At 44.4% G+C, this 23,959-nt stretch carries 20 protein-coding genes; 17 read left to right on the top strand and 3 right to left on the bottom strand.

The features are described 5' to 3' along the window. From ACVBIO_RS13045 to ACVBIO_RS13070, 6 genes are all read left to right on the top strand, one after another. A partial coding sequence (locus ACVBIO_RS13045; RefSeq protein WP_447172780.1) for a hypothetical protein occupies positions 1-210 on the top strand: 210 nt, incomplete at its 5' end. A 309-nt stretch (positions 211-519) separates the two neighbouring features. Next, entirely contained in the window at positions 520-1,497 is a 978-nt protein-coding gene (locus ACVBIO_RS13050; RefSeq protein WP_447172781.1) for a transposase, read from the top strand. A gap of 380 nt (positions 1,498-1,877) precedes the next feature. Beyond that, positions 1,878-2,099, top strand: coding sequence for a hypothetical protein (locus ACVBIO_RS13055; protein ID WP_447160141.1), 222 nt, complete (start codon positions 1,878-1,880; stop codon positions 2,097-2,099). Positions 2,100-2,732: 633 nt separating this feature from the next. After that, on the top strand, positions 2,733-4,022 hold the full coding sequence (locus ACVBIO_RS13060; RefSeq protein WP_447172782.1) for an NCS2 family permease: 1,290 nt from the start codon (positions 2,733-2,735) through the stop codon (positions 4,020-4,022). 243 nt (positions 4,023-4,265) lie between these two features. Further along, positions 4,266-5,384, top strand: a complete 1,119-nt coding sequence (proB, locus tag ACVBIO_RS13065; RefSeq protein ID WP_447172783.1) for a glutamate 5-kinase — start codon at positions 4,266-4,268, stop codon at positions 5,382-5,384. Further along, positions 5,381-6,649, top strand: a complete 1,269-nt coding sequence (locus tag ACVBIO_RS13070) for a glutamate-5-semialdehyde dehydrogenase (protein WP_447160138.1) — start codon at positions 5,381-5,383, stop codon at positions 6,647-6,649. The genes proB and ACVBIO_RS13070 overlap by 4 nt, the downstream gene beginning before the upstream one ends. Positions 6,650-6,719: 70 nt before the next feature. Here ACVBIO_RS13070 and ACVBIO_RS13075 read toward each other — a convergent pair whose 3' ends face one another. Beyond that, entirely contained in the window at positions 6,720-7,067 is a 348-nt protein-coding gene (locus tag ACVBIO_RS13075; RefSeq protein ID WP_447160137.1) for a hypothetical protein, read from the bottom strand. A gap of 453 nt (positions 7,068-7,520) precedes the next feature. Further along, on the bottom strand, positions 7,521-8,435 hold the full coding sequence (locus ACVBIO_RS13080; protein ID WP_447160136.1) for a DMT family transporter: 915 nt from the start codon (positions 8,433-8,435) through the stop codon (positions 7,521-7,523). Between the two features lie 306 nt (positions 8,436-8,741). On the opposite strand from ACVBIO_RS13080, the gene dnaK reads away from it, so the two are divergent. The 11 genes from dnaK to secF all read left to right on the top strand — a co-directional run bounded on the left by dnaK (position 8,742) and on the right by secF (position 23,562). Next, complete coding sequence (dnaK, locus tag ACVBIO_RS13085) at positions 8,742-10,658, top strand: molecular chaperone DnaK (protein ID WP_447160135.1); 1,917 nt, start codon at positions 8,742-8,744, stop codon at positions 10,656-10,658. 90 nt (positions 10,659-10,748) lie between these two features. Beyond that, positions 10,749-11,879 (top strand): molecular chaperone DnaJ, encoded by a 1,131-nt coding sequence (gene dnaJ / locus ACVBIO_RS13090; RefSeq protein ID WP_447172784.1) that lies wholly within the window; start codon positions 10,749-10,751, stop codon positions 11,877-11,879. 135 nt (positions 11,880-12,014) lie between these two features. Further along, positions 12,015-12,815, top strand: coding sequence for a M48 family metallopeptidase (locus ACVBIO_RS13095; RefSeq protein WP_447163331.1), 801 nt, complete (start codon positions 12,015-12,017; stop codon positions 12,813-12,815). Between the two features lie 83 nt (positions 12,816-12,898). Next, positions 12,899-13,516: an FKBP-type peptidyl-prolyl cis-trans isomerase gene (locus ACVBIO_RS13100; protein WP_447160132.1), complete on the top strand. Its 618-nt coding sequence runs from the start codon at positions 12,899-12,901 to the stop codon at positions 13,514-13,516. Positions 13,517-13,578: 62 nt separating this feature from the next. After that, the gene (gene dapB / locus ACVBIO_RS13105) at positions 13,579-14,394 is read left to right on the top strand and encodes a 4-hydroxy-tetrahydrodipicolinate reductase (protein WP_447160131.1); all 816 of its coding nucleotides are present in this window, start codon (positions 13,579-13,581) and stop codon (positions 14,392-14,394) included. A gap of 173 nt (positions 14,395-14,567) precedes the next feature. Beyond that, positions 14,568-15,740: a glutamine-hydrolyzing carbamoyl-phosphate synthase small subunit gene (carA, locus tag ACVBIO_RS13110; protein ID WP_447160130.1), complete on the top strand. Its 1,173-nt coding sequence runs from the start codon at positions 14,568-14,570 to the stop codon at positions 15,738-15,740. A 28-nt stretch (positions 15,741-15,768) separates the two neighbouring features. After that, positions 15,769-18,990 carry a carbamoyl-phosphate synthase large subunit gene (carB, locus tag ACVBIO_RS13115; protein WP_447160129.1) on the top strand — a complete coding sequence of 1,074 codons (3,222 nt, stop codon included), beginning with the start codon at positions 15,769-15,771 and terminating at the stop codon, positions 18,988-18,990. Between the two features lie 326 nt (positions 18,991-19,316). Continuing rightward, the gene (greA, locus tag ACVBIO_RS13120; protein ID WP_447160128.1) at positions 19,317-19,793 is read left to right on the top strand and encodes a transcription elongation factor GreA; all 477 of its coding nucleotides are present in this window, start codon (positions 19,317-19,319) and stop codon (positions 19,791-19,793) included. Positions 19,794-20,009: 216 nt separating this feature from the next. After that, positions 20,010-20,465, top strand: a complete 456-nt coding sequence (locus ACVBIO_RS13125; RefSeq protein WP_447172785.1) for a hypothetical protein — start codon at positions 20,010-20,012, stop codon at positions 20,463-20,465. Positions 20,466-20,837: 372 nt separating this feature from the next. Further along, on the top strand, positions 20,838-22,652 hold the full coding sequence (gene secD / locus ACVBIO_RS13130) for a protein translocase subunit SecD (RefSeq protein ID WP_447160126.1): 1,815 nt from the start codon (positions 20,838-20,840) through the stop codon (positions 22,650-22,652). Between the two features lies 1 nt (position 22,653). Further along, on the top strand, positions 22,654-23,562 hold the full coding sequence (gene secF / locus ACVBIO_RS13135; RefSeq protein WP_447172786.1) for a protein translocase subunit SecF: 909 nt from the start codon (positions 22,654-22,656) through the stop codon (positions 23,560-23,562). Between the two features lie 95 nt (positions 23,563-23,657). Here secF and yhbY read toward each other — a convergent pair whose 3' ends face one another. Further along, positions 23,658-23,957, bottom strand: a complete 300-nt coding sequence (yhbY, locus tag ACVBIO_RS13140) for a ribosome assembly RNA-binding protein YhbY (protein WP_447160124.1) — start codon at positions 23,955-23,957, stop codon at positions 23,658-23,660. Positions 23,958-23,959 lie beyond the last annotated feature (2 nt).

The raw sequence follows: 23,959 nt of genomic DNA on the forward strand, positions 1-23,959 counted from the left end.
TCCATCATCCATCATCCATCATCCATCATCCATCATCCATCATCCATCATCCATCATCCATCATCCATCATCCATCAACCTTATAACACCCTTTGGGTGTGTTTAGACCTCAAGTTGTATATTGACACAGTTGATATGCCATTGATTAACGCTGGCGCGCTAACCGATTTCCTTATGGAACACTTGAAACATGTCTTACCAGCTCTTTGAGCTGGTTTTTTTTTGCCTAAATTTTAATGGATGCTAAAGGCTGGTGGGCGTCAATACCGATATTGCAATGAATTAACGCCAGCAACATTATGCCGATTTCCTTATAGCGCTTTGTTAGAGATAGTTGAAACATGTTTTGCCAGCTCTTTGAGCTGGTGTTCTTTGCCTTGGATTTAAGGTTAGAAATCAGGTTGCACCTGAGCCTTAAGTTAGACTTCGTCTTATGATTCAAGCTTTGACACCCAATATAAATGACAAGTTCTACTTCCGCTGACTAAACTTTAGTGAATGCTGAAGTAGGAAGTTGGTATGCCGCGAGCAAGAAGTACCTTAATAAGCCTTGAAGACACGCCGTATTATCATTGTTGTAGCCGTGTAGTTCGGCGCGCCTATTTGTGTGGTGATGATAAATACACAGGCAAGAACTATGACCATCGCCGTGGTTGGGTTGAGTCGCAAATTCTGAAGTTAACAGAGGTGTTTGCAATTGATGTTGCTGCGTATGCTGTGATGAGTAATCATCTACATGTGGTGCTTTATATCGACCTAGAGGCGGTAAATAGCTGGACGGATAGGGATGTTGTTGAACAATGGCATAAGCTGTTTAACGGTACAGACTTAACTCAAAAGTTTGTTAAAGGTGATGTGATTGAAGCATGCATGGTCGCAGTATTAAAAAAACTCATTGCGACTTATCGTTCACGCTTAAGTGATATCAGTTGGTTTATGCGTTGCCTTAATGAACCGATAGCAAGGCAAGCAAATTATGAAGACAACTGTACTGGGCATTTTTGGGAAGGACGCTTTAAGTCACAAGCATTACTTGATGAAGCCGCAGTACTTGCCTGTATGGCCTATGTTGAGCTTAATCCTATACGCGCCAAGGTGGTTAAAATACCTGAACAATCAGACTATACCAGCTTGCAACTAAGAGTGAAGGCTGCATTAAAGGGCAAGCAGCCTGCCAAGTTACTGCCCTTTCTTGGTAATGAAAAAAAGTATCAACCGAAAGGCATTAACTTCTCGTTTGAAGATTACCTAACGCTTGTTGATGAAACGGGTCGAATCATTAGGGATGACAAGCGAGGAGCCATTTCTGCTAATGCAGAAAAGATTCTGAATACACTCAATATTGCTAGTGAGAACTGGGTCAAGCTTGCTACAGATTTTGGTAAGTTGTTCCATGGGCCGGTTGGTTCGTTACAGGAGTTAACTGACTACTGTGAACACCTAGAAAAGCGACGACGGCATTTCGCGCGCAGCTGCGAGTACCTCCAGGCAGGTTAAGCATTCACACAATCTTCTTATTTAGTTTATAGAATCATTCTATGAGCTAACTCTCTTTGTTTAAAATCCATTACTTTTCAGCAAAAGCATCGCTAATTGATACTGTCTTATCTTTAATCGCCAATCTGGAAATATGACTTGATAGTTTTATGTGGCTTGGAATCTCAATCTGGCAAGTGGGGGCTATCTTGTTGATTTATCATGGGTGGCTTAGATTAAACTACTAGTCAGAAAATGATACGTGCGATCAAAACTTTGAGAAAACAGAGCGTTTACTCGATGGATTTAATGCATTTGTATCCACGCTAGCCAACATAACGCCATACCCTTTTTCTAGAGAGATATATGGTATTTCTTCAAAGCGTGGTAATAAGTTCCAAGTGTCAATTTCAATGATACTAGCTGGTATTTATAAAAAGTTAGTGGAGTCCGGCTTTGACTTTGGGCTATTAGAAAATGCTACTAACTTAGAAACTTTCTCAATAGAGATTACCAGAATATTAAATCAATCTCATTTAGAAGACCCAGAGTATAAAGCTTCTACTACCAACCCTGTAGAAATTGAGAAAACCGTCGAGTCATTTGAGCTAAAGTTGGTATAAAAAGCATTTAAGAGTGATTCCCATAAAAGATAGGACAACCTTAACTTCCAATGTCAAAGCTTGTGTTTTTCTAACTCGGTGTAGATACGGCCGTGACCGTCCATGACATGGACGTCATGGCCGAGCTTCCAGGGATGGACTTGCTGCGTGTCACGGCAGTGTCTGCATATGCGCTGGCCGCAGGCGAAGCGCCGCGACTTTAGTTGTTCGACGCAATCTAACTTGAAATCCTTCAGTGACTTGGAAGTTCACGACCTTTTATCAAACGAAGTTTGATTGCTTTAATTTTTAGACGAAGTCTAACGTTAATCGCTGACATGCCAATTGTTATCAACAGCAAAACAATCAGATCACTGAAGCAGGCTAAAACTGAACTGAGTAGCCTCCCGAATTGCCAAACTCAAAAATAAACATGCGTTTTAAATATCTAGCCTCTGGCCTAAAGCCTCCGTATAATCGCTTCGAAATGTACAAATTGGACAGTTATTGTACACCTCTATATGCGTGCTTTATCAACCTAGACTCCCTGTAAATAAAACTATTATTGTTTCATAAAAAGAAAAGTCATACTTAAGTGCTCTCAATGAGTACACCCTACAAATCAATATAATAAAAAATAAGGGACTCAGCTCCATGCTAGAGAAAATATTCAAATTAAAACAAAACCAAACTTCGTTAAAACAAGAAGTCGTTGCGGGCCTAACAACATTTTTGACCATGGCCTACATTATTTTCGTTAATCCTATGATGCTCGCTGATGCCGGTATGGATCATGGCGCCGTATTCGTTGCGACCTGTTTAGCTGCCGCCATTGGTTGCTTTATCATGGGTTTCGTTGCCAACTATCCCATTGCGCTGGCACCAGGTATGGGATTAAACGCTTTTTTTACCTATACGGTTGTTGGCGAGATGGGCTATTCGTGGGAAACCGCGCTGGGTGCGGTTTTCCTATCGGGGATCTGCTTCTTAGTGCTGTCTTTAGTGCGGATCCGTGAATGGATAGTCAATAGCATCCCTATGTCTTTGCGTTTTGGTATTGCAGCGGGTATCGGCCTATTTTTAGCGCTTATCGGGCTGAAAAGTGCGGGGATTGTGGTTGCGAGTCCTGCAACCTTAGTCACCATGGGAGATGTGACTGCATTTCCTGCCGTTATGGCGGTACTGGGTTTTTTCTTGATTATTGCCATGGTGCACCGAGGTATGAAGTCGGCAGTTATTGTTAGTATTCTTGCCGTTACCGCATTAGGGCTATTATTGGGTAATGTGCAGTATCAAGGCGTGGTTGCTATGCCACCTTCAATAGTACCGACTTTTATGAAGATGGACCTATCGAGTGTGCTTGAGATCAGTATGTTGTCGGTGGTGTTTGCCTTTTTGTTTGTCGATCTGTTCGATACGTCCGGCACCTTAGTTGCAGTGGCTCAGCGTGGTGGTTTCTTGGATGATAAAGGACGCCTGCCACGCCTTAATCGTGCATTGACTGCAGATAGCACAGCCACCATCGCCGGTGCCATGCTCGGTACGTCGACCACTACCAGTTATATTGAGAGTACCGCCGGTGTGAGTGCGGGCGGGCGCACAGGGTTAACGGCTATTGTGGTTGGCTTGTTATTTCTCGGCTCGCTGTTTATCTCTCCTTTGGCTGCTATGGTGCCTGCGTATGCGACTGCTGGAACGCTATTTTATGTGGCAATCTTAATGATGTCTGGGCTGGTTCATATTGAGTGGGAAGATATTACCGAGGCAGCGCCAGTCGTTGTGGTGTGTATTTTAATGCCGCTGACATTTTCAATCGCTACAGGCATTGCGATGGGCTTTATCTCATATGCGGTCATTAAGTTGATGAGTGGACGTTATAAGGACTTAAGCGTTGGCGTGGTGATATTAGCAGCTCTATTTATTGCTAAGTTTATTTATGGCTAGCGCTTAATTGACTTAAGCTGCACACACAAAAGCCGCACTCGCTGTGGCTTTTGTGTTTATGGGTATTAGCTCTGACTGTTAAAAAATCTCGCGTTAAATTTCAATATTCTGCTAAATTTCCTGCCATTTTTACGAGAAACCCCTAATTCAGCCTTTTTTTTCAGTTTCTTTGTTGGTGCTTACTACCAATTCAAACCTAGATTGGGTATAAGGTTTTATTCAATGTAATTTTGTTAGCAAATAATGAACTTAAGTGAGATTAGTTACCGCCGCGTAGTGGTTAAATTGGGAACAAGTGTACTGACATCTGGCAGCTTAAAGTTAGATAAAGCACACATGGTTGAATTAGCACGACAGATGGCTGGCTTGATGAAAGCTGGCGTAGAAGTCGTTTTGTGCACCTCGGGAGCAATCGCTGCGGGTAAAGAGCATTTAGGCTACCCCAAACTACCCGATACCATAGCCAGTAAACAGCTGCTCGCTGCGGTAGGGCAAAGCCAACTTATTCTTGCTTGGTCTCAGTTATTCAGTATTTATGGTTTGCATGTCGGCCAGCTATTGCTGACCCGCGCCGACCTGCATGACAGAGAGCGCTACTTAAACGCGAGAGACTCTCTTAATGCACTGCTTAACAATGGCATTATTCCCATTATTAACGAAAATGACGCCGTAGCAACGGCCGAGATTAAAGTGGGCGACAATGATAATTTATCAGCCAGAGCCGCACTGTTATGTGATGCGGACCTATTGATCTTATTGACCGACCAAAAAGGTTTGTTTGATGCTGATCCGCGTAAAAATCCGGATGCAAAGCTGATCACTGAAGTTCAAAATATTGATGATAGTTTACGCATGCTGGCTGGTGGCGCTGTTTCTGGGCTGGGCACTGGTGGCATGGCGACTAAGCTCGAGGCTGCAGACATTGCACGCCGTGCTGGTGTTGAAGTGGTCATCGCGTCAGGACATCATAAAGATGTGATTCAAAACGTGGTCTGCTCAAAACCTGTCGGTACTCATTTTACCGCGCTTGAGCACCCGCTTGAGAGTCGTAAACAGTGGATTCTGGCAGGGCCTAAGGCTCGTGGACAGCTGGTACTTGATAGCGGCGCAATTGGCGCAGTCACCGAGAAAGGCAGAAGCTTGCTCTCTAAAGGGATCATCGAGGTTAACGGTCTTTTTCAGCGCGGTGATACCATAGAGCTTGTTGATACAAAGGGTAAGGTTTACGCCAAAGGCATGAGTCGATACGGCTCACTAGATGTCAGTAAAATTGCTGGTAAGCACTCTGATAGCATCGAAGAGATGCTTGGCTACGATTATGGTGATGCAGTAGTTCACCGCAACGACATGGTGGTGTTATGAATAACGAAGAATATTTAACGGCTTTAGGGCAAAATGCTAAGCAGGCAAGTTATGCATTAGCGACACTTTCTGGCAACCAGAAATCTGCACTGCTTAAGTGCATCGCGCAAAAGCTGACTGCCGCAAAAGCAGACATAGTCAATGCAAACCTGCAAGATGTTGCTGCCGCTAAAGCCAATGGCCTATCTGATGCGATGATCGATCGCTTGTTGCTTGATGAAACCAGACTGATGGGCGTGATTAGCGATATTGATAACGTGATTGGCTTGACCGATCCAGTCGGAAGCGAAATTGATAGCCGCCTTTTAGATAACGGTTTGCGCTTATCACGCAGGCGTGTGCCGCTTGGGGTTATTGGCGTTATTTATGAAGCGCGTCCAAATGTTACCGTCGATATTGCAGTGCTAGCCCTTAAAACCGGTAATGCGGTGATTCTGCGTGGCGGTAAAGAAACGTTAGCGTCGAACAAAGCCCTATGCACTGTGATCCGTAGCGCTATGGTCGAGCACGGTTTATCAGAAGATTGTGTGCAGCTAATTGATAGCCCTGATAGAAGCTTGGTATCTGGATTATTAAAACTCGATAAATATGTCGATATGATAGTGCCGCGCGGTGGTCAAAATTTACAACGTTTATGCGCCGAGCAAGCCACGATTCCGGTGATCTTGGGCGGGATTGGTATTTGTCATATCTATGTCGATGCTGAGGCTAACTTAGAAAAAGCGATTGCAGTTATTGAAAACGCTAAAGTTCAACGACCTACAGTATGTAATGCGCTTGATACCGTGCTTATTCATCAAAGCCATGCCAAGCAGTTTATTCCTCAGTTATGCAAGCACCTTGCAAGCCTTGGGGTTAAGTTTTATGGCTGCGACCAGACGCAAGCGATGTTAAACACGCAAGGGATTGAGGTTTGTGCTGCCAACGACGAAAGTTTTGCCACTGAATGGCTATCGTTAACACTCGGGATTAAGGTTGTTGCTGACTTAAGCCAAGCGGTAGAACATATTCGTACGTTCTCAAGCGGACATTCAGAGTCGATTTTGACTGACAATATCCATATAGCCAGTGAGTTTATGAATGCTATCGACTCGGCAGCCGTCTATGTTAATGCTAGCACTCGCTTTACCGATGGTGGCGAATTTGGCCTAGGTGCCGAAGTGGCGGTAAGCACCCAAAAGTTGCATGCTCGTGGACCTATGGGACTAGAAGCACTGACAACCTATAAGTGGTTAGCGTGGGGCGATTATACCATTCGAAGTTAAATTAATTCGCTTCTGTATCAGCATAAAAAAGCCGCATTGAGCGGCTTTTTTATGCTGATATTTTCTTACACTAATGGGTATAAGTGGGTAAAGGTGGGAATACGAGCGGCTCATAAGTGATGACTTGGTGCAGGTATAGCACCAAGTAGACGATTGCCATCACCGAGGTGTAGATCCTAAAGGGGGTGAGAAAACCTCGCATATGGAAAAAATGACGGTATTGGATCTCCCGGGTAAAATAGAGTGATGGCAGCAAGAAAAAGCAATACAAAAATGCGAAGTACCAAGTGTACGAACGCTCTTGTTGTAATTCATGTATTAGCATAGCAATAGCAAATGCCATTGAGCTCAGCCTGATAAACTTAACGACTTTAGCTTGCCTAAAAAACTTTAATGCATCCATATATTTGTAATACATAACTAATTTCCGTATTGTTACGCAGTTGTTACACTTATACCTAAGCTTGAACTTATTTACAATTGGCCATAGAAAAAAAGTCCATAAGTTGTAGAAGAATAACATTAAATGGGTAAAAGAATGATTGTTAGCTGTGTTGACCTGCTACTAACTCTTCGTGTTTAGCCCCATTTTGTTCAGTTCTATTTTTAGTTCAGCTTTAGTTTGGCCCGATTCTGTTTAGTCTAATTTTATTTAGACCGAATCTATTTTATCTCGAATTTAGTTTAGTCCAATGTACATTAAACAGATGAAAAAACCGACTCAAGGTCGGCTTTGTTTTGAAACCATAGTGCTAAGCATTGCTTTAAAGCCATGATATTAGATCCATGGTGTTAGAACGGGGAGGAAGGACTAGTGCAGCCCTCCCTTGATTGGCGTTAGTCTTTCATGCCTAGATATTATGCCTAGATGTTATACAGGGATACGCTTTTTTGCGCGCCACTGACCGACTTTAGGCAATATTTGCTGTAATGCCAGCGCGAATATAATCAAACCTAAGCCTATGTATGTCGATTTTTCAATGCTCTCTTGTAAAATCCAAGCGATAAAGCCTATCGACATCACTGGCGTAATAAATACTAGCGTGCTGATACTCGCAGTGCGCTCTGCTTTCTTTAAGGCGATTAACCAAAGCACAAAAGTAACGCCCATTTCAAACAGCCCAACATATACGCCAGCGAATATGGCTTTTATGTCCCAAGTGGGTAATGACTGAGTCAATAACAGCGCCACCACAATAAAAGGCAGCCCGACCAAAAAGCTTAATAATAGGCTAACAACGGGATCGCCCTTATCTTTAGTATTCACTATCCAGTAAAGCGACCAAAGCAGGGTACTGGTTAACGCAAGCACTACACCAGTCATGCTTTCAAAGTGAACGTTGGTGATATTACCTTTTGTCGCAATAAAGAATACACCGCAGTACGCTACCAGTGCGGCCGTAATGTCACTCTTTCTTAATTTTTGCCCCAGTAATGGCACTGATAATAAAGGTAACAAAATCGCCCAAGTGTAATTTAAGGACAATGCTTGCTGAGCAGGTAAAAGATCATAGGCTTTGAACAGGACTAGATAATACAGAAACGGGTTGAGCAGGCCTGTTTGCAAATAAAACCAAGGTCGCCCCCAAAATTGCTGCTTAATGAGTGACAGCTTTTTTTGGGCGATTAATATCGCACCTAAAGCAAAGATAGATGTAGTCACGGCAATAAACACCAATTGTAAGGGTGTAAAGTGCGCCAAAGCTAACTTAAACGCCGTTGCGACAGTGGACCACAAGAAAATGGCGCCAATGCCAAATACGTATGCTTGATGGGATGATTTCAATGTTTACTACTCTATACAACAAGATGATGACAAAGCGCATAATCCAGTTTTAGCTCTGATATCGTGCGCCATCTTTAAGATTGTATTCATTATACGTTTTACCGTTTTTTTAACCGCGTCCTAGATCAAATTAATGCACTCTTAAGATAAAATTTAAATTTATCCCTTGTATTCATTCTAAACGTCCCAATATAGGGTTTATGAGAAGATTTAGGGTGATAAAAAAGACTTGAAAAGTATTAAGTCTGTCCCCACTTCATAAACCAGATAACAAATTTAGTTTTTAAAAGTTTTTCGGAGGACTCCATGGGTAGAATTATTGGTATCGATTTAGGCACAACTAACTCTTGTGTTGCAGTATTAGATGGCGGCAAAGCACGCGTATTGGAGAATGCTGAAGGCGATCGTACGACACCCTCAATCATCGCATACACTGCTGATGAAACATTAGTTGGCCAGTCTGCAAAGCGTCAGGCTGTAACAAACCCAACGAACACAGTATTTGCTATTAAGCGTCTAATTGGCCGTCGTTTTAAAGATGACGAAGTTCAGCGTGACGTTGACATCATGCCATTCAAAATCATCAGCGCTGACAATGGCGATGCATGGGTTGAAGCACAAGGCAAGAAAATGGCTCCACCACAAATCTCTGCTGAAATCTTGAAGAAGATGAAGAAAACGGCAGAAGATTTCTTAGGTGAAGAAGTGACTGAAGCGGTTATTACCGTTCCTGCTTACTTTAACGATTCACAACGTCAAGCAACTAAAGATGCGGGTCGCATCGCAGGTCTTGAAGTTAAGCGTATCATCAACGAGCCAACAGCGGCGGCACTTGCTTACGGTATCGATAAGAAGCAAGGCGACAATATCGTTGCTGTATACGATTTAGGTGGTGGTACATTTGATATCTCTATCATCGAAATCGACAGTGTTGATGGCGAGCAAACGTTCGAAGTACTTGCAACTAACGGTGACACTCACTTAGGTGGTGAAGACTTTGATAACCGTATGATTAAGTATCTTGCTGACGAGTTCAAAAAAGAGCAAGGTCTTGACCTACGTAACGATCCACTAGCGATGCAGCGTCTAAAAGAAGCGGCAGAAAAAGCGAAGATCGAACTATCGAGCACAACACAAACTGAAGTTAACCTGCCTTACATCACAGCTGACGCAACAGGTCCTAAGCACTTAGTGGTTAAAATCACTCGTGCAAAACTTGAGTCACTTGTTGAAGATTTGATTAAACGTTCACTTGAGCCACTAAAAGTTGCACTTGCAGATGCTGACCTTTCAGTTTCTGACATCAACGAAGTGATTCTAGTGGGTGGCCAGACTCGTATGCCTAAAGTGCGTGAAGAAGTTTCTGCATTCTTTGGCAAAGAGCTACGTCAAGATGTTAACCCTGATGAAGCGGTTGCTATCGGTGCAGCGGTTCAAGCGGGTGTACTATCAGGTGAAGTTAAAGACGTACTGCTACTAGACGTTACGCCACTGTCTCTAGGTATTGAGACTATGGGTAGCATCATGACGAAGCTTATCGAGAAGAACACCACTATCCCGACTAAAGCGTCACAAACATTCTCGACTGCTGACGACAACCAAAGTGCTGTGACTATTCACGTACTTCAAGGTGAGCGTAAGCAATCAAGCGGTAACAAGTCTTTAGGTCAATTTAACCTAGAAGGTATTGAGCCTGCACCACGTGGCATGCCACAGGTCGAAGTGACTTTTGACATCGATGCTGACGGTATCTTGCATGTATCTGCTACAGACAAGAAGACTGGCAAAGCACAAAACATCACGATTAAAGCCTCTTCTGGTCTAAGTGATGAGGAAGTGGACGCTATGGTTCGTGACGCTGAAGCACATGCTGATGAAGATGCTAAGTTCGAAGAGCTAGCTACAGCTCGTAACCAGGCTGATGGCATGGTTCACGCAACTAAGAAGCAGATCGAAGAAGCGGGTGAGGCACTACCAGCGGACGAGAAAGAGAAGATTGAAGCTGCAATGGCTAACGTTGACACTGCTGTTAAAGGCAATGACAAAGAAGCGATTGAAAAGTCTACTCAAGAGCTAATGGAAGCGTCTTCTAAATTAATGGAAATCGCTCAAGCTAAGGCTCAAACTGAGCAAGGTCAACCTCAAGGCGAAGCACAAGCTTCTAAGCCTGAAGATGACGTAGTTGACGCTGAGTTTGAAGAAGTTAAAGACGACAAAAAATAATGACGGGTAATTCCTAAATTATTGTAGCGGGCGTTATGAGGAAACTCTAACGCCCGTTTGTGCAACTTTAGCCAAAAAGTATTAAAAACTATGTCAAAGCGCGATTTTTACGAAGTATTAGGTGTCGGACGTGACGCCAGCGAACGCGAAATAAAGAAAGCTTATAAGCGTTTAGCAATGAAATTTCACCCAGACCGCAATCCGGGTAACAAAGAAGCTGAAGCAAGCTTTAAAGAAGTTAAAGAAGCTTACGAAATTCTAACCGACAGCGATAAGAAAGCGGCCTATGACCAGTTTGGTCATGCTGGCGTTGATCCTAATCGTGGTGGCGGCGGTGGTTTTGGCGGCGGTGATTTTGGCGACGTATTTGGTGATGTGTTCGGCGATATCTTCGGCGGCGGACGCCGCGGTGGTCAACGTCAAGCTGCGCGCGGAAGTGACTTACGTTACAACTTAGAGTTGTCTTTAGAAGAGGCGGTTCGCGGCTTAACCAAAGAGCTACGTATTCCAACATTAGCGGCTTGTGATGTGTGTGACGGCAGCGGTGCTAAGAAAGGCTCCTCGCCAACAACTTGTGGTACCTGTCATGGCCAAGGCCAAGTACAGATGCGTCAAGGTTTCTTCGCAGTGCAGCAAGCCTGTCCAACCTGTCATGGCCGTGGCAAGATCATTAAAGATCCTTGTAACAAGTGTCATGGTGAAGGTCGCGTAGAAAAGAGCAAGACCTTATCAGTTAAGATCCCAGCTGGGGTTGATACAGGCGATCGTATTCGTCTTTCTGGCGAAGGTGAAGCGGGCGAGTTTGGTGCACCACCAGGTGACTTATATGTTCAGGTGAGTGTTCGTGAACATGCCATCTTCCAGCGTGATGGCAACAACCTTTATTGTGAAGTGCCTATTTCGTTCAGCAAAGCGGCGTTAGGCGGCGAGATTGAAGTGCCAACACTTGATGGTAAGGTTAATCTTAAGATCCCAACTGAAACCCAAACTGGACGCATGTTCCGTATGCGCGGTAAAGGTGTTAAGTCTGTTCGCAGTCATGCAGTGGGTGACTTGCTATGTAAGGTCGTCATGGAAACACCTGTCAACCTTAATGAGCGTCAAAAAGAGCTACTACGTGAATTTGAAGATACGTTAACGGGTCAATCAAAGAAGCACAGTCCAAAGGCTGATGGTTTCTTCGATGGCGTGAAGAAGTTTTTTCAAGATCTGAATAGCTAAATCTGAGCTCGTTCAGTATATAATTTAAGCCTCGCGAATGCGGGGCTTTTTGTTATATGTGCTGAAGCTATTTGTACTTAGGTTATTTGCACTAAAGCTATATATTATGTTTTACGTGAAGGGAGTTAAGCTTATATGAAAGGAATACTATTACTGCTTAGCGCTGTATTATTGTGTACGGGCTGCGCTACTCATCAATCGCCAACAGGGCGGGGGCAAACCTTGCTGTTTTCATCAGAAGAGATGTCGCAGCTTGGTGATACTTCATTTGCTCAGCTCAAGCAGCAAGAGACAGTTAGCCAAGACAGAGCGATAAACAGCTATGTTAATTGCGTTGCACTGCGTATTACTCAAGCGTTACCCGATCAGAGTTTGCCATGGGAGGTCGTGGTATTTGAGTCAGAGCAAGTCAACGCGTTTGCGCTGCCTGGTGGCCATATAGGGGTTTACACCGGTCTGCTAAACGTGGCGACCAATCCTGACCAGCTTGCCACAGTGATTGGTCATGAGGTGGCTCATGTACTGGCAAACCACAGTAACGAGCAAGTGTCGCGCGCACAGATGACAGGTGCAGGCATGCAACTGGCAGATCTTGCCTTAGGCGCGGGGGGGATTGCGGATAAAGAACTTTATATGGCAGCCCTTGGTTTAGGTGTACAAGTTGGATACATACTCCCCTATGGTCGTGACCAAGAATCAGAAGCCGATATGATAGGTGTCGAATTGATGGCCAAAGCGGGATTTGATCCAGCTCAGAGTGTCGATCTGTGGCGCAATATGTCTAAAGCGGGCGGCGAGCAGGGGCCAGAGCTGCTTTCTACTCATCCATCCCATGGGCAGCGTATTGCACAGTTACAACAAATGCAGGCGAAAGCCCAACCTCTATATAATGCCAGTAACGCGAGTATGAAAAATTCTTGCCAAAGACCAAAATAGCTACGGTTTTTAGGGCAATATCACAGAAATTATGATAAAGTTTCGCGCGAAATTTAAATTGAATCAATGAGAGTACAATCATTATGTCTGATAAGTTCAGTACAATTGAAGAGCAAGCAAGCTACGGTGTTGGTCGTCAACTAGGTGAGCAACTAGCTGCAAACTCGTTTGAAGGTATCGATATTTCTGCTGTTCAATTGGGTCTATCTGACGCATTCGAAGGTAAAGAAAGCCTAGTGTCTATGCAAGATATGCAAGTTGCTTTCACTGAAATCAGCCAGCGTATCCAGAAAGTTCAAGAAGCTGCTGCTGCGGCTGCATCAGAAGTAGGTGAAAAATTCCTTACTGATAATGGTGCTCGTGAAGGTGTTGTGACTTTGGACTCAGGTCTACAGTACGAAATCATTACTGAAGGTAACGGTGATAAGCCTGGTTACGACTCTACAGTACGTACTCACTACCACGGTACTTTTATCTCTGGTGACGTATTCGATAGTTCTGTTGCTCGTGGCGAGCCAGCAGAATTCCCAGTATCTGGCGTTATCGCTGGTTGGACTGAAGCATTGCAACTTATGCCTACAGGTTCTAAGTGGAGACTATTTGTACCACAGCACCTAGCATACGGTGAGCGCGGCGCAGGTGCTGCAATCCCGCCATATTCAACTTTGGTATTCGAAGTTGAATTGTTAGACATTATCTAAGTTAGACAATAAGCCTAAGTTAATACTTAGGCTTTTTTTTGACATTTGCAGGGAGTACTGAGATGACTGAACAAGTAAGAGTGGCAATAACAGGCGGCAGTGGCCGTATGGGACGTACTCTTATTGAAGCGGCAAAACAAAATGAAATGATTTTGTTGGGCGCGGCGATTGAACGAGCTGGTTCGACTCTGATGGGCGTCGATGCGGGTGAACTTGCAGGCGTTGGGGCGATGAATGTGGCCATTACCGACTCTCTCGATAAAGCGGTTGATGATTTTGATGTGCTTATCGATTTTACTTCACCTGAAGCCAGTGTTGTGCATACAGACTGGTGTGCAAAGAATGGCAAAGCAATCGTTATAGGCACCACCGGGTTCAATCATGCTCAGAAAGAGCAAATTTCTGCCTACTCTGATCAGATACCGATTGTCATGGCGCCAAATATGGCGGTTGGCGTTAATCTTATGTGGAAACTGCTTGAAGTGGCCGCAGAGGTGATGGGCCAATACAGCGATATCGAGATCATAGAAGCTCACCATAGATATAAGAAAGATGCACCGTCAGGTACCGCGCTGAAGATGGGTGAAGTGATCGCTGAAACCTTAGGCCGTGATCTGGAAAAGTGTGCAGTGTATGGTCGCGAGGGGATTACTGGTGAGCGTGATAGAGAAACCATAGGTTTCGCTACTGTGCGTGCTGGCGATATCGTGGGTGAGCATACCGCATTATTTGCCGATATGGGTGAACGACTAGAGATCACCCATAAAGCATCGAGCCGAATGACCTTTGCAAATGGTGCTATGCGCGCCGCAACCTGGTTAGTCGAGCAAAATGCAGGGCTTTACGATATGCAGCAAGTCTTAGGCTTGAAGGCATAATTATTTAAAACCGCTATTAGCGGTTTTTTTTTGCTTGAAATTTTTTTGATAAAATACTTTCTTCATCTATAGACAGGTTTTGCTTTTACATATAAAATCGGCGGAATTTGTCAAAATTTTGCATTTTAGCGAAAGTTGGTATTTTAAAAACATATAAAAAACAATTAATTTCAATGATTTGGCTCTTTCCGGAGGTCGCGTTGACAAAGTCTGCCTTACTCGTACTTGAAGATGGAACCATTTTTTCTGGCACTGCAATTGGTGCTGAAGGGATGTCTGTTGGTGAAGTCGTTTTTAACACTTCAATGACCGGTTACCAAGAAATTTTGACTGATCCATCATATTCACGTCAAATGGTAACCCTCACTTATCCACATATTGGTAATACTGGTACCAATGATGAAGATACAGAGTCTAGCTCTGTTCATGCATGTGGCCTTATCATTCGAGACTTGCCGCTAATCGCAAGTAACTTTCGTAATCAGCAATCTTTAAGCGATTATTTGATCGCTAACAACGTTGTTGGTATTGCTGATATCGATACTCGTAAATTAACTCGTATCCTACGTGAAAAAGGCGCTCAAGCCGGTTGTATCATGGTGGGTGATTTAGATGAAGCTAAAGCGCTAGCTGCAGCTAAAGCCTTCCCAGGCCTTAAAGGCATGGATTTGGCTAAAGAAGTCACCACAAACGAAACATATTCATGGCGCAGCGGTAGCTGGCGTTTAGTTGGCGGTTTGCCATCTGATACGCCTGAAGCTGAGCTTAAATATAAAGTCGTTGCTTATGATTATGGCGTGAAGCGTAATATTTTACGCATGTTGGTTGACCGTGGCTGTGATGTCACTGTTGTACCAGCTCAAACTCCTGCTGCAGAAGTACTTGCTATGAATCCTGATGGGGTTTTCCTATCAAATGGCCCTGGTGACCCTGAGCCATGTGATTATGCAATTGCTGCGATTCAAGAGATTTTAAAGACTGACATTCCAGTTTTTGGTATCTGTCTTGGTCACCAGCTGCTGGCATTAGCTTCAGGTGCTAAAACACTGAAAATGAAGTTTGGTCATCACGGTGCTAACCACCCTGTGAGCAATATTGAGCAAGGTAATGTGATGATCACCAGCCAAAACCACGGTTTTGCTGCGGATGAAACAAGCTTACCAGCCAATATTAAAGTGACACATAAGTCACTATTTGATGGTTCACTGCAAGGTATACACCTTACAGATAAGCCTGCATTTAGTTTCCAAGGACACCCTGAAGCGAGTCCTGGACCACATGATGCGGCGCCACTGTTTAATCACTTCATTGACTTGATTGATTTGTACCGTCAAAACGCCAAGTAGTAACCTCATCCGGGAGAAGATTTAAGCAATGCCAAAACGTACAGATATAAAGAGTATTCTTATCCTAGGTGCTGGACCAATTGTCATTGGTCAAGCCTGTGAGTTTGACTACTCAGGCGCACAAGCCTGTAAAGCCCTACGCGAAGAAGGTTATCGAGTTATTCTTGTTAACTCTAACCCTGCAACCATTATGACCGATCCTGAGATGGCCGATGCAACATACATCGAGCCAATTCATTGGGAAGTCGTGCGCAACATTATTGCAAAAGAGCGTCCAGATGCGATTTTGCCAACAATGGGCGGCCAGACTGCACTTAACTGTGCACTTGAGCTTGAAAGCCGTGGCGTACTAAAAGAGTTTAATGTTGATATGATTGGCGCGACAGCTGATGCAATCGACAAAGCGGAAGACCGTAGCCGTTTCGACAAAGCAATGAAGTCGATTGGCCTTGAGTGTCCTCGTGCTGGTATCGCTCATACAATGGATGAAGCTCGTGCTGTTCAAGCTGAAGTGGGCTATCCATGTATTATCCGTCCTTCATTTACCATGGGCGGTAGTGGTGGCGGTATCGCTTATAACAAAGAAGAGTTTGAGGATATCTGTTCTCAAGGTCTTGAATTATCACCGACTAGCGAACTCCTTATCGACGAATCTTTGATTGGTTGGAAAGAGTACGAGATGGAAGTAGTTCGTGACCGTAATGATAACTGTATCATTGTCTGTGCGATTGAGAACTTCGATCCTATGGGCGTGCATACGGGTGACTCGATTACGGTTGCGCCAGCGCAGACACTAACCGATAAAGAATACCAGTTGATGCGTAATGCATCTCTTGCTGTATTACGTGAGATTGGTGTTGAAACTGGCGGTTCAAACGTACAGTTTGGTATCAACCCGAAAGATGGCCGTATGGTTATCATCGAGATGAATCCACGTGTATCTCGCTCATCGGCATTAGCATCAAAAGCAACCGGCTTCCCGATTGCTAAGATTGCCGCCAAGCTAGCGGTAGGTTTCACTCTTGATGAGCTAAGCAACGACATTACTGGCGGCGCAACACCAGCATCATTTGAGCCAGCCATCGATTACGTTGTGACTAAAATCCCGCGCTTTAACTTTGAAAAGTTTGCCGGTGCCAATGACCGCCTAACCACACAGATGAAGTCTGTGGGTGAAGTGATGGCGATTGGACGTACATTCCAAGAATCACTGCAAAAAGCGCTTCGTGGCCTTGAAGTGGGCAAAAATGGTTTGTGCCCAGAAATCGACTTGGCAGATCCTGAAGCGCTATCACGTATTCGTCACGAGCTTAAAGAGCCTGGCGCAGAACGTATTTGGTATATTGCCGATGCGTTCCGTATGGGATTGTCGGTAGATGATATCTTCGCACTAACCAATATTGACCCATGGTTCTTGGTACAAATTGAAGACTTGCTTAAGTCTGAAGCGCAAGTTGCTGAAATCGGTCTAGCTGGTCTAAATGAAGATGTTCTACGTAAGCTTAAGCGCAAAGGCTTTGCTGATTCACGTTTAGCAGCACTTGCAGGTGTGAGCGAAACAGAAGTACGTAAGCTACGTACTCGTTTTGAAATTCACCCAGTGTATAAGCGCGTTGATACCTGCGCTGCAGAATTTTCAACCGATACTGCTTACATGTACTCAACGTATGAAGAAGAGTGTGAAGCGAACCCATCAAATCGTGACAAGATCATGATTTTAGGTGGTGGTCCAAACCGCATTGGCCAAGGTATTGAGTTTGATTACTGTTGTGTACATGCGGCATTAGCGCTACGTGAAGACGGGTACGAGACCATCATGGTTAACTGTAACCCTGAAACGGTTTCTACCGATTACGACACGTCAGATCGTTTGTACTTCGAGTCAGTGACATTTGAAGACGTGCTTGAAATCGTGCGTATCGAGAAGCCAAAAGGCGTTATCGTGCAGTACGGTGGTCAAACGCCGCTTAAACTTGCTCGCGACCTAGAAGCCGCAGGCGTACCGATTATCGGTACAAGTCCTGATGCGATTGACCGTGCTGAAGACCGTGAGCGTTTCCAGCAAGCAATTCAGCGTTTAGGCATGAAGCAGCCTGAAAACGATACCGTTACAACGGTTGAAGGTGCAGTGATTTCTGGTGAGCGTATCGGTTATCCGTTAGTGGTTCGTCCATCATATGTACTTGGTGGCCGTGCGATGGAAATCGTTTATGACGAGCAAGACTTACGTCGCTACTTTAACGAAGCGGTAAGTGTTTCGAATGCATCTCCTGTGCTATTGGATTGTTTCCTAGATAACGCGATTGAAATCGACATCGATGCAGTATGCGATGGCGAAACCGTTGTTATTGGTTCAATCATGGAGCATATCGAGCAGGCTGGTGTTCACTCTGGTGACTCAGGTTGTTCATTACCTCCATATAGCCTTAGCCAAGAAATCCAAGACCGCATGCGTGAGCAGGTCGGTAAGCTTGCAATGGAACTTGGTGTAATTGGTCTAATGAACGTGCAGTTTGCGGTGAAGGATAACGAGATCTACATGATTGAAGTTAACCCACGTGCTGCGCGAACAGTACCATTCGTATCAAAAGCGACTGGCGTTCCATTAGCTAAGATTGCAGCTCGAGTGATGGCAGGTCAAAGCCTTAAGTCACAGAACTTCACCAAGGAAGTTATTCCGCCATTCTTCTCTGTAAAAGAGGTAGTATTGCCGTTTAACAAATTCCCAGGTGTTGACCCTCTGCTTGGCCCTGAAATGCGCTCAACGGGTGAAGTGATGGGTGTCGGTGACACGTTTGCTGAAGCCTATGCTAAAGCACAGCTTGGTGCGACATCTGAAGTGCCTAAGTCTGGCCGCGCGCTATTGTCTGTTCGTAACAGCGATAAAGCACGTGTAGCAGATTTAGCGGCACAGCTAATCGCACTGGGTTATGAAATCGATGCGACTCACGGCACTGCAGTTATCTTGGGCGAAGCGGGTATTAACCCACGCCTAGTGAACAAGGTACATGAAGGTCGCCCACACATTCTTGACCGTATCAAGAATGGTGAGTACACCTATATTGTCAATACCACAGAAGGTCGTAAGGCGATTGAAGACTCACGTCAACTTCGCCGCGGTGCACTACGTTATAAAGTGAACTACACCACGACTCTGAATGCTGCATTTGCAACTTGTATGGCACACTCGGCGGATGACCGTTCGAACGTGACATCAGTGCAAGAGCTGCATAAGCGTATTACGAAATAAGTTGAGCTAAAACAGAAGGCCGCTTAAAGCGGCCTTTTTTATTGGCTTGACCTTTTGATTGAGCAGGGCAGCGATAAATAAAAATTTATCTTCCATTGCTAGCAAGTCTGGCAAAGGTTAAGTAAGCTCTACGGTCTCAAGTCGTGATTTGCTTCGAAAAAAAGGCGGTTTACTCAGCCTTAATGATAGCTAGATCGCGAGCAAGTATAGATTAGAGTGCATCGAATGCCCTCTGCGTTTACAATAACGTAATTCCACCTGATTTTACCTCACTGATGTTGTTCTCAGTGGGACATGCTTTTGTTTTAAAGGAGACGAAAGAGCTTATGAGTACGGTTCCAATGACCATAGTCGGTGCTGCAAGACTGCGTAAAGAGTTAGATTTTCTTAAGTTTGAGCGCCGTCCGCTAATTGCCGCTGCAATTGGTGAAGCCCGTGAGCTTGGCGATTTGAAAGAAAACGCTGAATACCATGCAGCCCGTGAAGAGCAGGGATTAAGCGAAGCGCGCGTTAGAGATATCGAAGGTAAGTTGTCTCACGCACAGATCATCGATGTGACCACAATGGAAAATAACGGCCGCGTTATTTTCGGTTCTACAGTGACTATTTTAAATGTAGATACTGAAGACGAAGTGACTTACCGCATTGTGGGTGAAGACGAAGCTAACATTAGAGAAAACTTGTTGTCAGTGAGTTCTCCAATTGCCCGTGGTCTAATTGGTAAGAGCTTAGATGATGAGATCTCTATTGTGACACCTGGTGGCACAACTGACTTTGAAATTATCAAAGTTGAATATATCTAATCTAACCCGTTAGAACTAAAAAAACCGCTTTTTAGCGGTTTTTTTATGTGACGCAGTGACCGGTAGCGCCAAAACAGTGAATAATTGTTTGTATCGAGGCTGTGCTACGTTTAGTATATTCAACATAGTAAATAGACTTAAAATAGGTAATTAGTGCTGTCATTTTGGCGATTCGGCTTCATCTTGTTGTTCATAGGGGGATTATTTCTCACACCTATGTCTGCAAGTGCATCTGAAAATGTTCAAAGTAATGATATGCGCTCAGTGGAACCTGCAGGGGCTGTTATAACCGTTATACAGGCTGCACCGCATAAGAATATGCTCGCAGATATGACAATCACGCAATCCTCTGGCTTACCTAAACATACTCCTTTAACGCTTGAAGATAAGCAGGCAAAGCAAACTGACAAAGATGGCTCTGAATATGCGCCACTTGTTTCGCAGCGCTTTATCAGTTTTTCTCAACATGATCCCCTGCAAAGTCGTCCCGACTATTTGCTGGCCTTTGAATTTACTTCCCCCGCAGTGCCTTCTTTAACCGTTGGTTATCGCATGGATTTTGCGCCAGCAGTAGACTGGTCACTGCACATTGATACTCGCTCCCACCGACTTTGCGCGTGGAAAGAGTCTAATCTTCTCTACCGCTTTTCTCAGTCTCGCTCCTTAAGCTAACGACCGATAGCCATTTGGCTTCGTTATCGGTTGGTTTTTAAAGCAGCTATTGAGCTCGGCAGTGTTAGTTATTACTAACTTTCCCCTGATGCATTGACGTACTCGGTGTTTATTCACTTTGTTGTTGATTCCGCTAATGGTGCACTCCCTATAAGCCGCTTACTTATTTCCGTCACAAGCATGTGATTGAAACGGTGAACGTTTACCTCGATAGCTCTAAAGCATACTCGCCCAATATTCCTAGGCACCAATGTTATTAGGCATTAGTCCTGCTGGGGTTAGCCTTTTAATAATAAGTCCAGTTTCACTTCTGTGGCCTTTGAATAATGGTGAGTTGCTATCACACTTTTAGTGAATTTAAAGAGCAAAAATATGAGAGAACAGAAAAAATCAGCAATTTTGAACCATTATGCTGCTTGGAAATACATAGTGTTAGTCGTCACCATCAGCATTATGTTACTGAGTGCGTTACCGACTTTTTTTGGTGAAGATGCAGCGGTGCAGATTAGCGACGAGGCCGGGTTGAAAGTTAACCCTTTGGAATTACATCAGCTGCTCGTGTCCCAAGGTGTTACCGTTAAGCGTATCGATCAAGCTAATGGACAAACCTTGATTGTGCTTGACGACAATTCACAACAGAGCCAGCTGAAAACCTTGCTTGCAAGTCAGGTAAAGGATCCATCAAAACTAACGCTTACTCTAGCGCCTGCAGCGCCAAACTGGCTATTATCGCTCGGTTTTACTCCGATTAAATTGGGATTGGATTTGCGAGGTGGGGTGCAATTTCTATTGGATGTTGAAATTGAGCCTGTCTATAAGTTGCACGCCAACACGTTCATTGACTCTGTTAGGCAATTTGCGCGTGAACAGTCCTTATATGGTGTCACGATTCAGCAGCAGGCTGACGGTAATGTGAACATAACAACTACGGATTTAGCACAAAAAACAGCGATAAGACAGTTTGTTACTAAGCAATATCCTAATTGGCAAGTCTCAAACTCTGGTGAGCAATCTTTAAATGCTGATCTGTCAGAAGCTGAAAAAATGAATATTCGCGACCTAACCGTGAAGCAAAACTTGCAGATCATGCGCAGCCGTATCGAGCAACTAGGGATCAGTGAGGCTGTCGTTCAGCGTCAAGGTGAGCATCGAATTCGAATAGAATTACCGGGTGTACAAGATCCTGCTGCTGCAAAGTCAGTGATAGGTGCTACCGCCAGCCTTGCTTTCTATCAAGTTAAGCAACAGGGTTCTGTTAATGCCAAGGTATTGAAAGATGAGCTGGGGGCTCCTGTTTATGTTGCTAGACGCGCGGTACTCGGCGGTGAGCATATTGTCGACGCAAGAGCATCGCTCGGTGAGATGGGGCAGCCTGAAGTGGTTATTCATCTAGACCGAGAAGGCGGCAGAATCATGTCGGCTTTTTCTCGCGACAATATTGGTAAGCCGATGGCGACTTCATATAGTGAGTATAGCCGCGGTGATAATGGACAAATTAGACAAACCACTGAAGTTATCAGTGTAGCGACAATTCAATCTCAGCTGGGAGACCGATTTAGCGTAACAGGCTCTAGGGATTATGCCAGTGCGCAGCAGCTTGCTTTATTACTTCGAGCGGGCTCAATGACGGCACCTGTGACTATTGTTGAAGAACGGACTATTGGGCCAAGCTTAGGCGAAGAAAACATCACCAACGGTTTCTCTGCGCTTGCCTTAGGTATGGCGGTGACATTGCTGTTTATGGGGCTTTGGTACCGACGTTTAGGTTGGATAGCGAACGTGGCACTTTTAGCCAACATGATCCTTATATTTGGCTTAATGGCACTGATCCCTGGCGCGGTTTTAACCTTACCTGGCATCGCAGGTTTAGTGCTAACCGTTGGTATGGCAGTAGACACTAACGTACTTATTTTTGAGCGGATTAAGGACAAGTTAAAGGAGGGGAGGAGCTTTGCTCATGCCATTGACCGAGGCTTTGATAGTGCCTTTTCAACCATTGTTGACGCCAACATTACCACGATGATCACTGCAGTGGTTCTTTATGCTATCGGTAACGGGCCAATTCAAGGCTTTGCGTTAACCCTAGGGTTAGGTCTGCTAACCAGTATGTTCACCGGGATTTTTGCATCCAGAGCATTAGTTAACTGGGCATATGGTCGTAATTTTAGTCGTAACGTGAAGGTATAATATGAATTTTAATCATTTAAGTAAGTTGAGTAAATTAACAAAAGCACGTTACCTCTCAAGTGTCTTCTCTGTGCTGATCATGCTGTCATCTATTGGCATTATTGTCGTCAATGGATTTAATTGGGGGCTAGATTTTACCGGAGGGATTGTTACTGAGGTAAAACTCGATTCGAATGTTAAGGCCACGCAAATTAGTAAGCTATTGTCAGCAACCTCGGAGCAGGAGGTCAGTGTTATTTCGGCGGGTGAGCCAGGTCGTTGGATTTTGCGTTACGCTAAAATAGACAATGCTGGGGCTGGTGATATCAAAACCATATTGGCGCCGTTGACTAATGATGTTGAAGTACTCAACTCTAGCATAGTTGGGTCGCAAATTGGTCAAGAGCTCGCAGAGCAAGGAGGGTTGGCACTGCTTGCGGCAATGTTATGTATTCTGGCTTATTTAAGTTTTCGTTTTGAGTGGCGTCTTGCCAGTGGCGCATTATTGGCACTATTTCACGATGTTATCTTCGTGCTGGCATTTTTCTCGTTAACGCAGATGGAGTTCAACTTGACCATTTTGGCAGCGGTACTGGCTATTTTAGGTTACTCACTGAATGACTCGATTGTCATTGCTGACAGGGTAAGAGAAGTGCTGATTGCTAAACCTAAGATGGCGATTGATAAAGTGTGCAGTAGCGCAGTAAAAGCCACGTTTTCACGTACCATGATCACGAGCGGTACCACACTATTTACCGTTGGCGCCTTATGGGTGATGGGCGGTGCGCCGCTGCAGGGATTTTCAATTGCGATGTTTCTCGGGATCATGATTGGAACGGTGTCATCGGTATCTGTAGGTACTTGCTTACCCGAGTATTTGAAAGTGAATGCCGAGCACTATAAAGTCGAACCTATTAGCGAAACGCCATAAAAAAGGCCCATAAAAAAAGAGCCGCTGAATAATCAGCGGCTCTTTTTATTTATCTTACAAAGGCTTCTTTATCTTAATGAAGACGTCTTTGTTAATTACTTTGCCTTAGGCACTGCAATTTTCATTTCTTCAGACTGACGGAACAGTACTAAAACGTGACCGATAAGCTGTATTTTTTCAGCTTTAGTTTCACGTACAATGGCATCTACGATAGCGTTTTTAAGCTCTCTGTCACCAGAGGCTACTTTCACTTTAATCAATTCATGATGTGAAAGTGCATTATCAATTTCAGCCAGCACTCCCTCAGTCAAGCCGTTACCACCAAGCATCACTACAGGCTTGAGACTATGCGCTAAGCCCTTTAAGTGCTGTTTTTGTTTGGTTGTTAAGTTCATTT

The organism is Shewanella sp. 0m-8 (assembly GCF_052977265.1).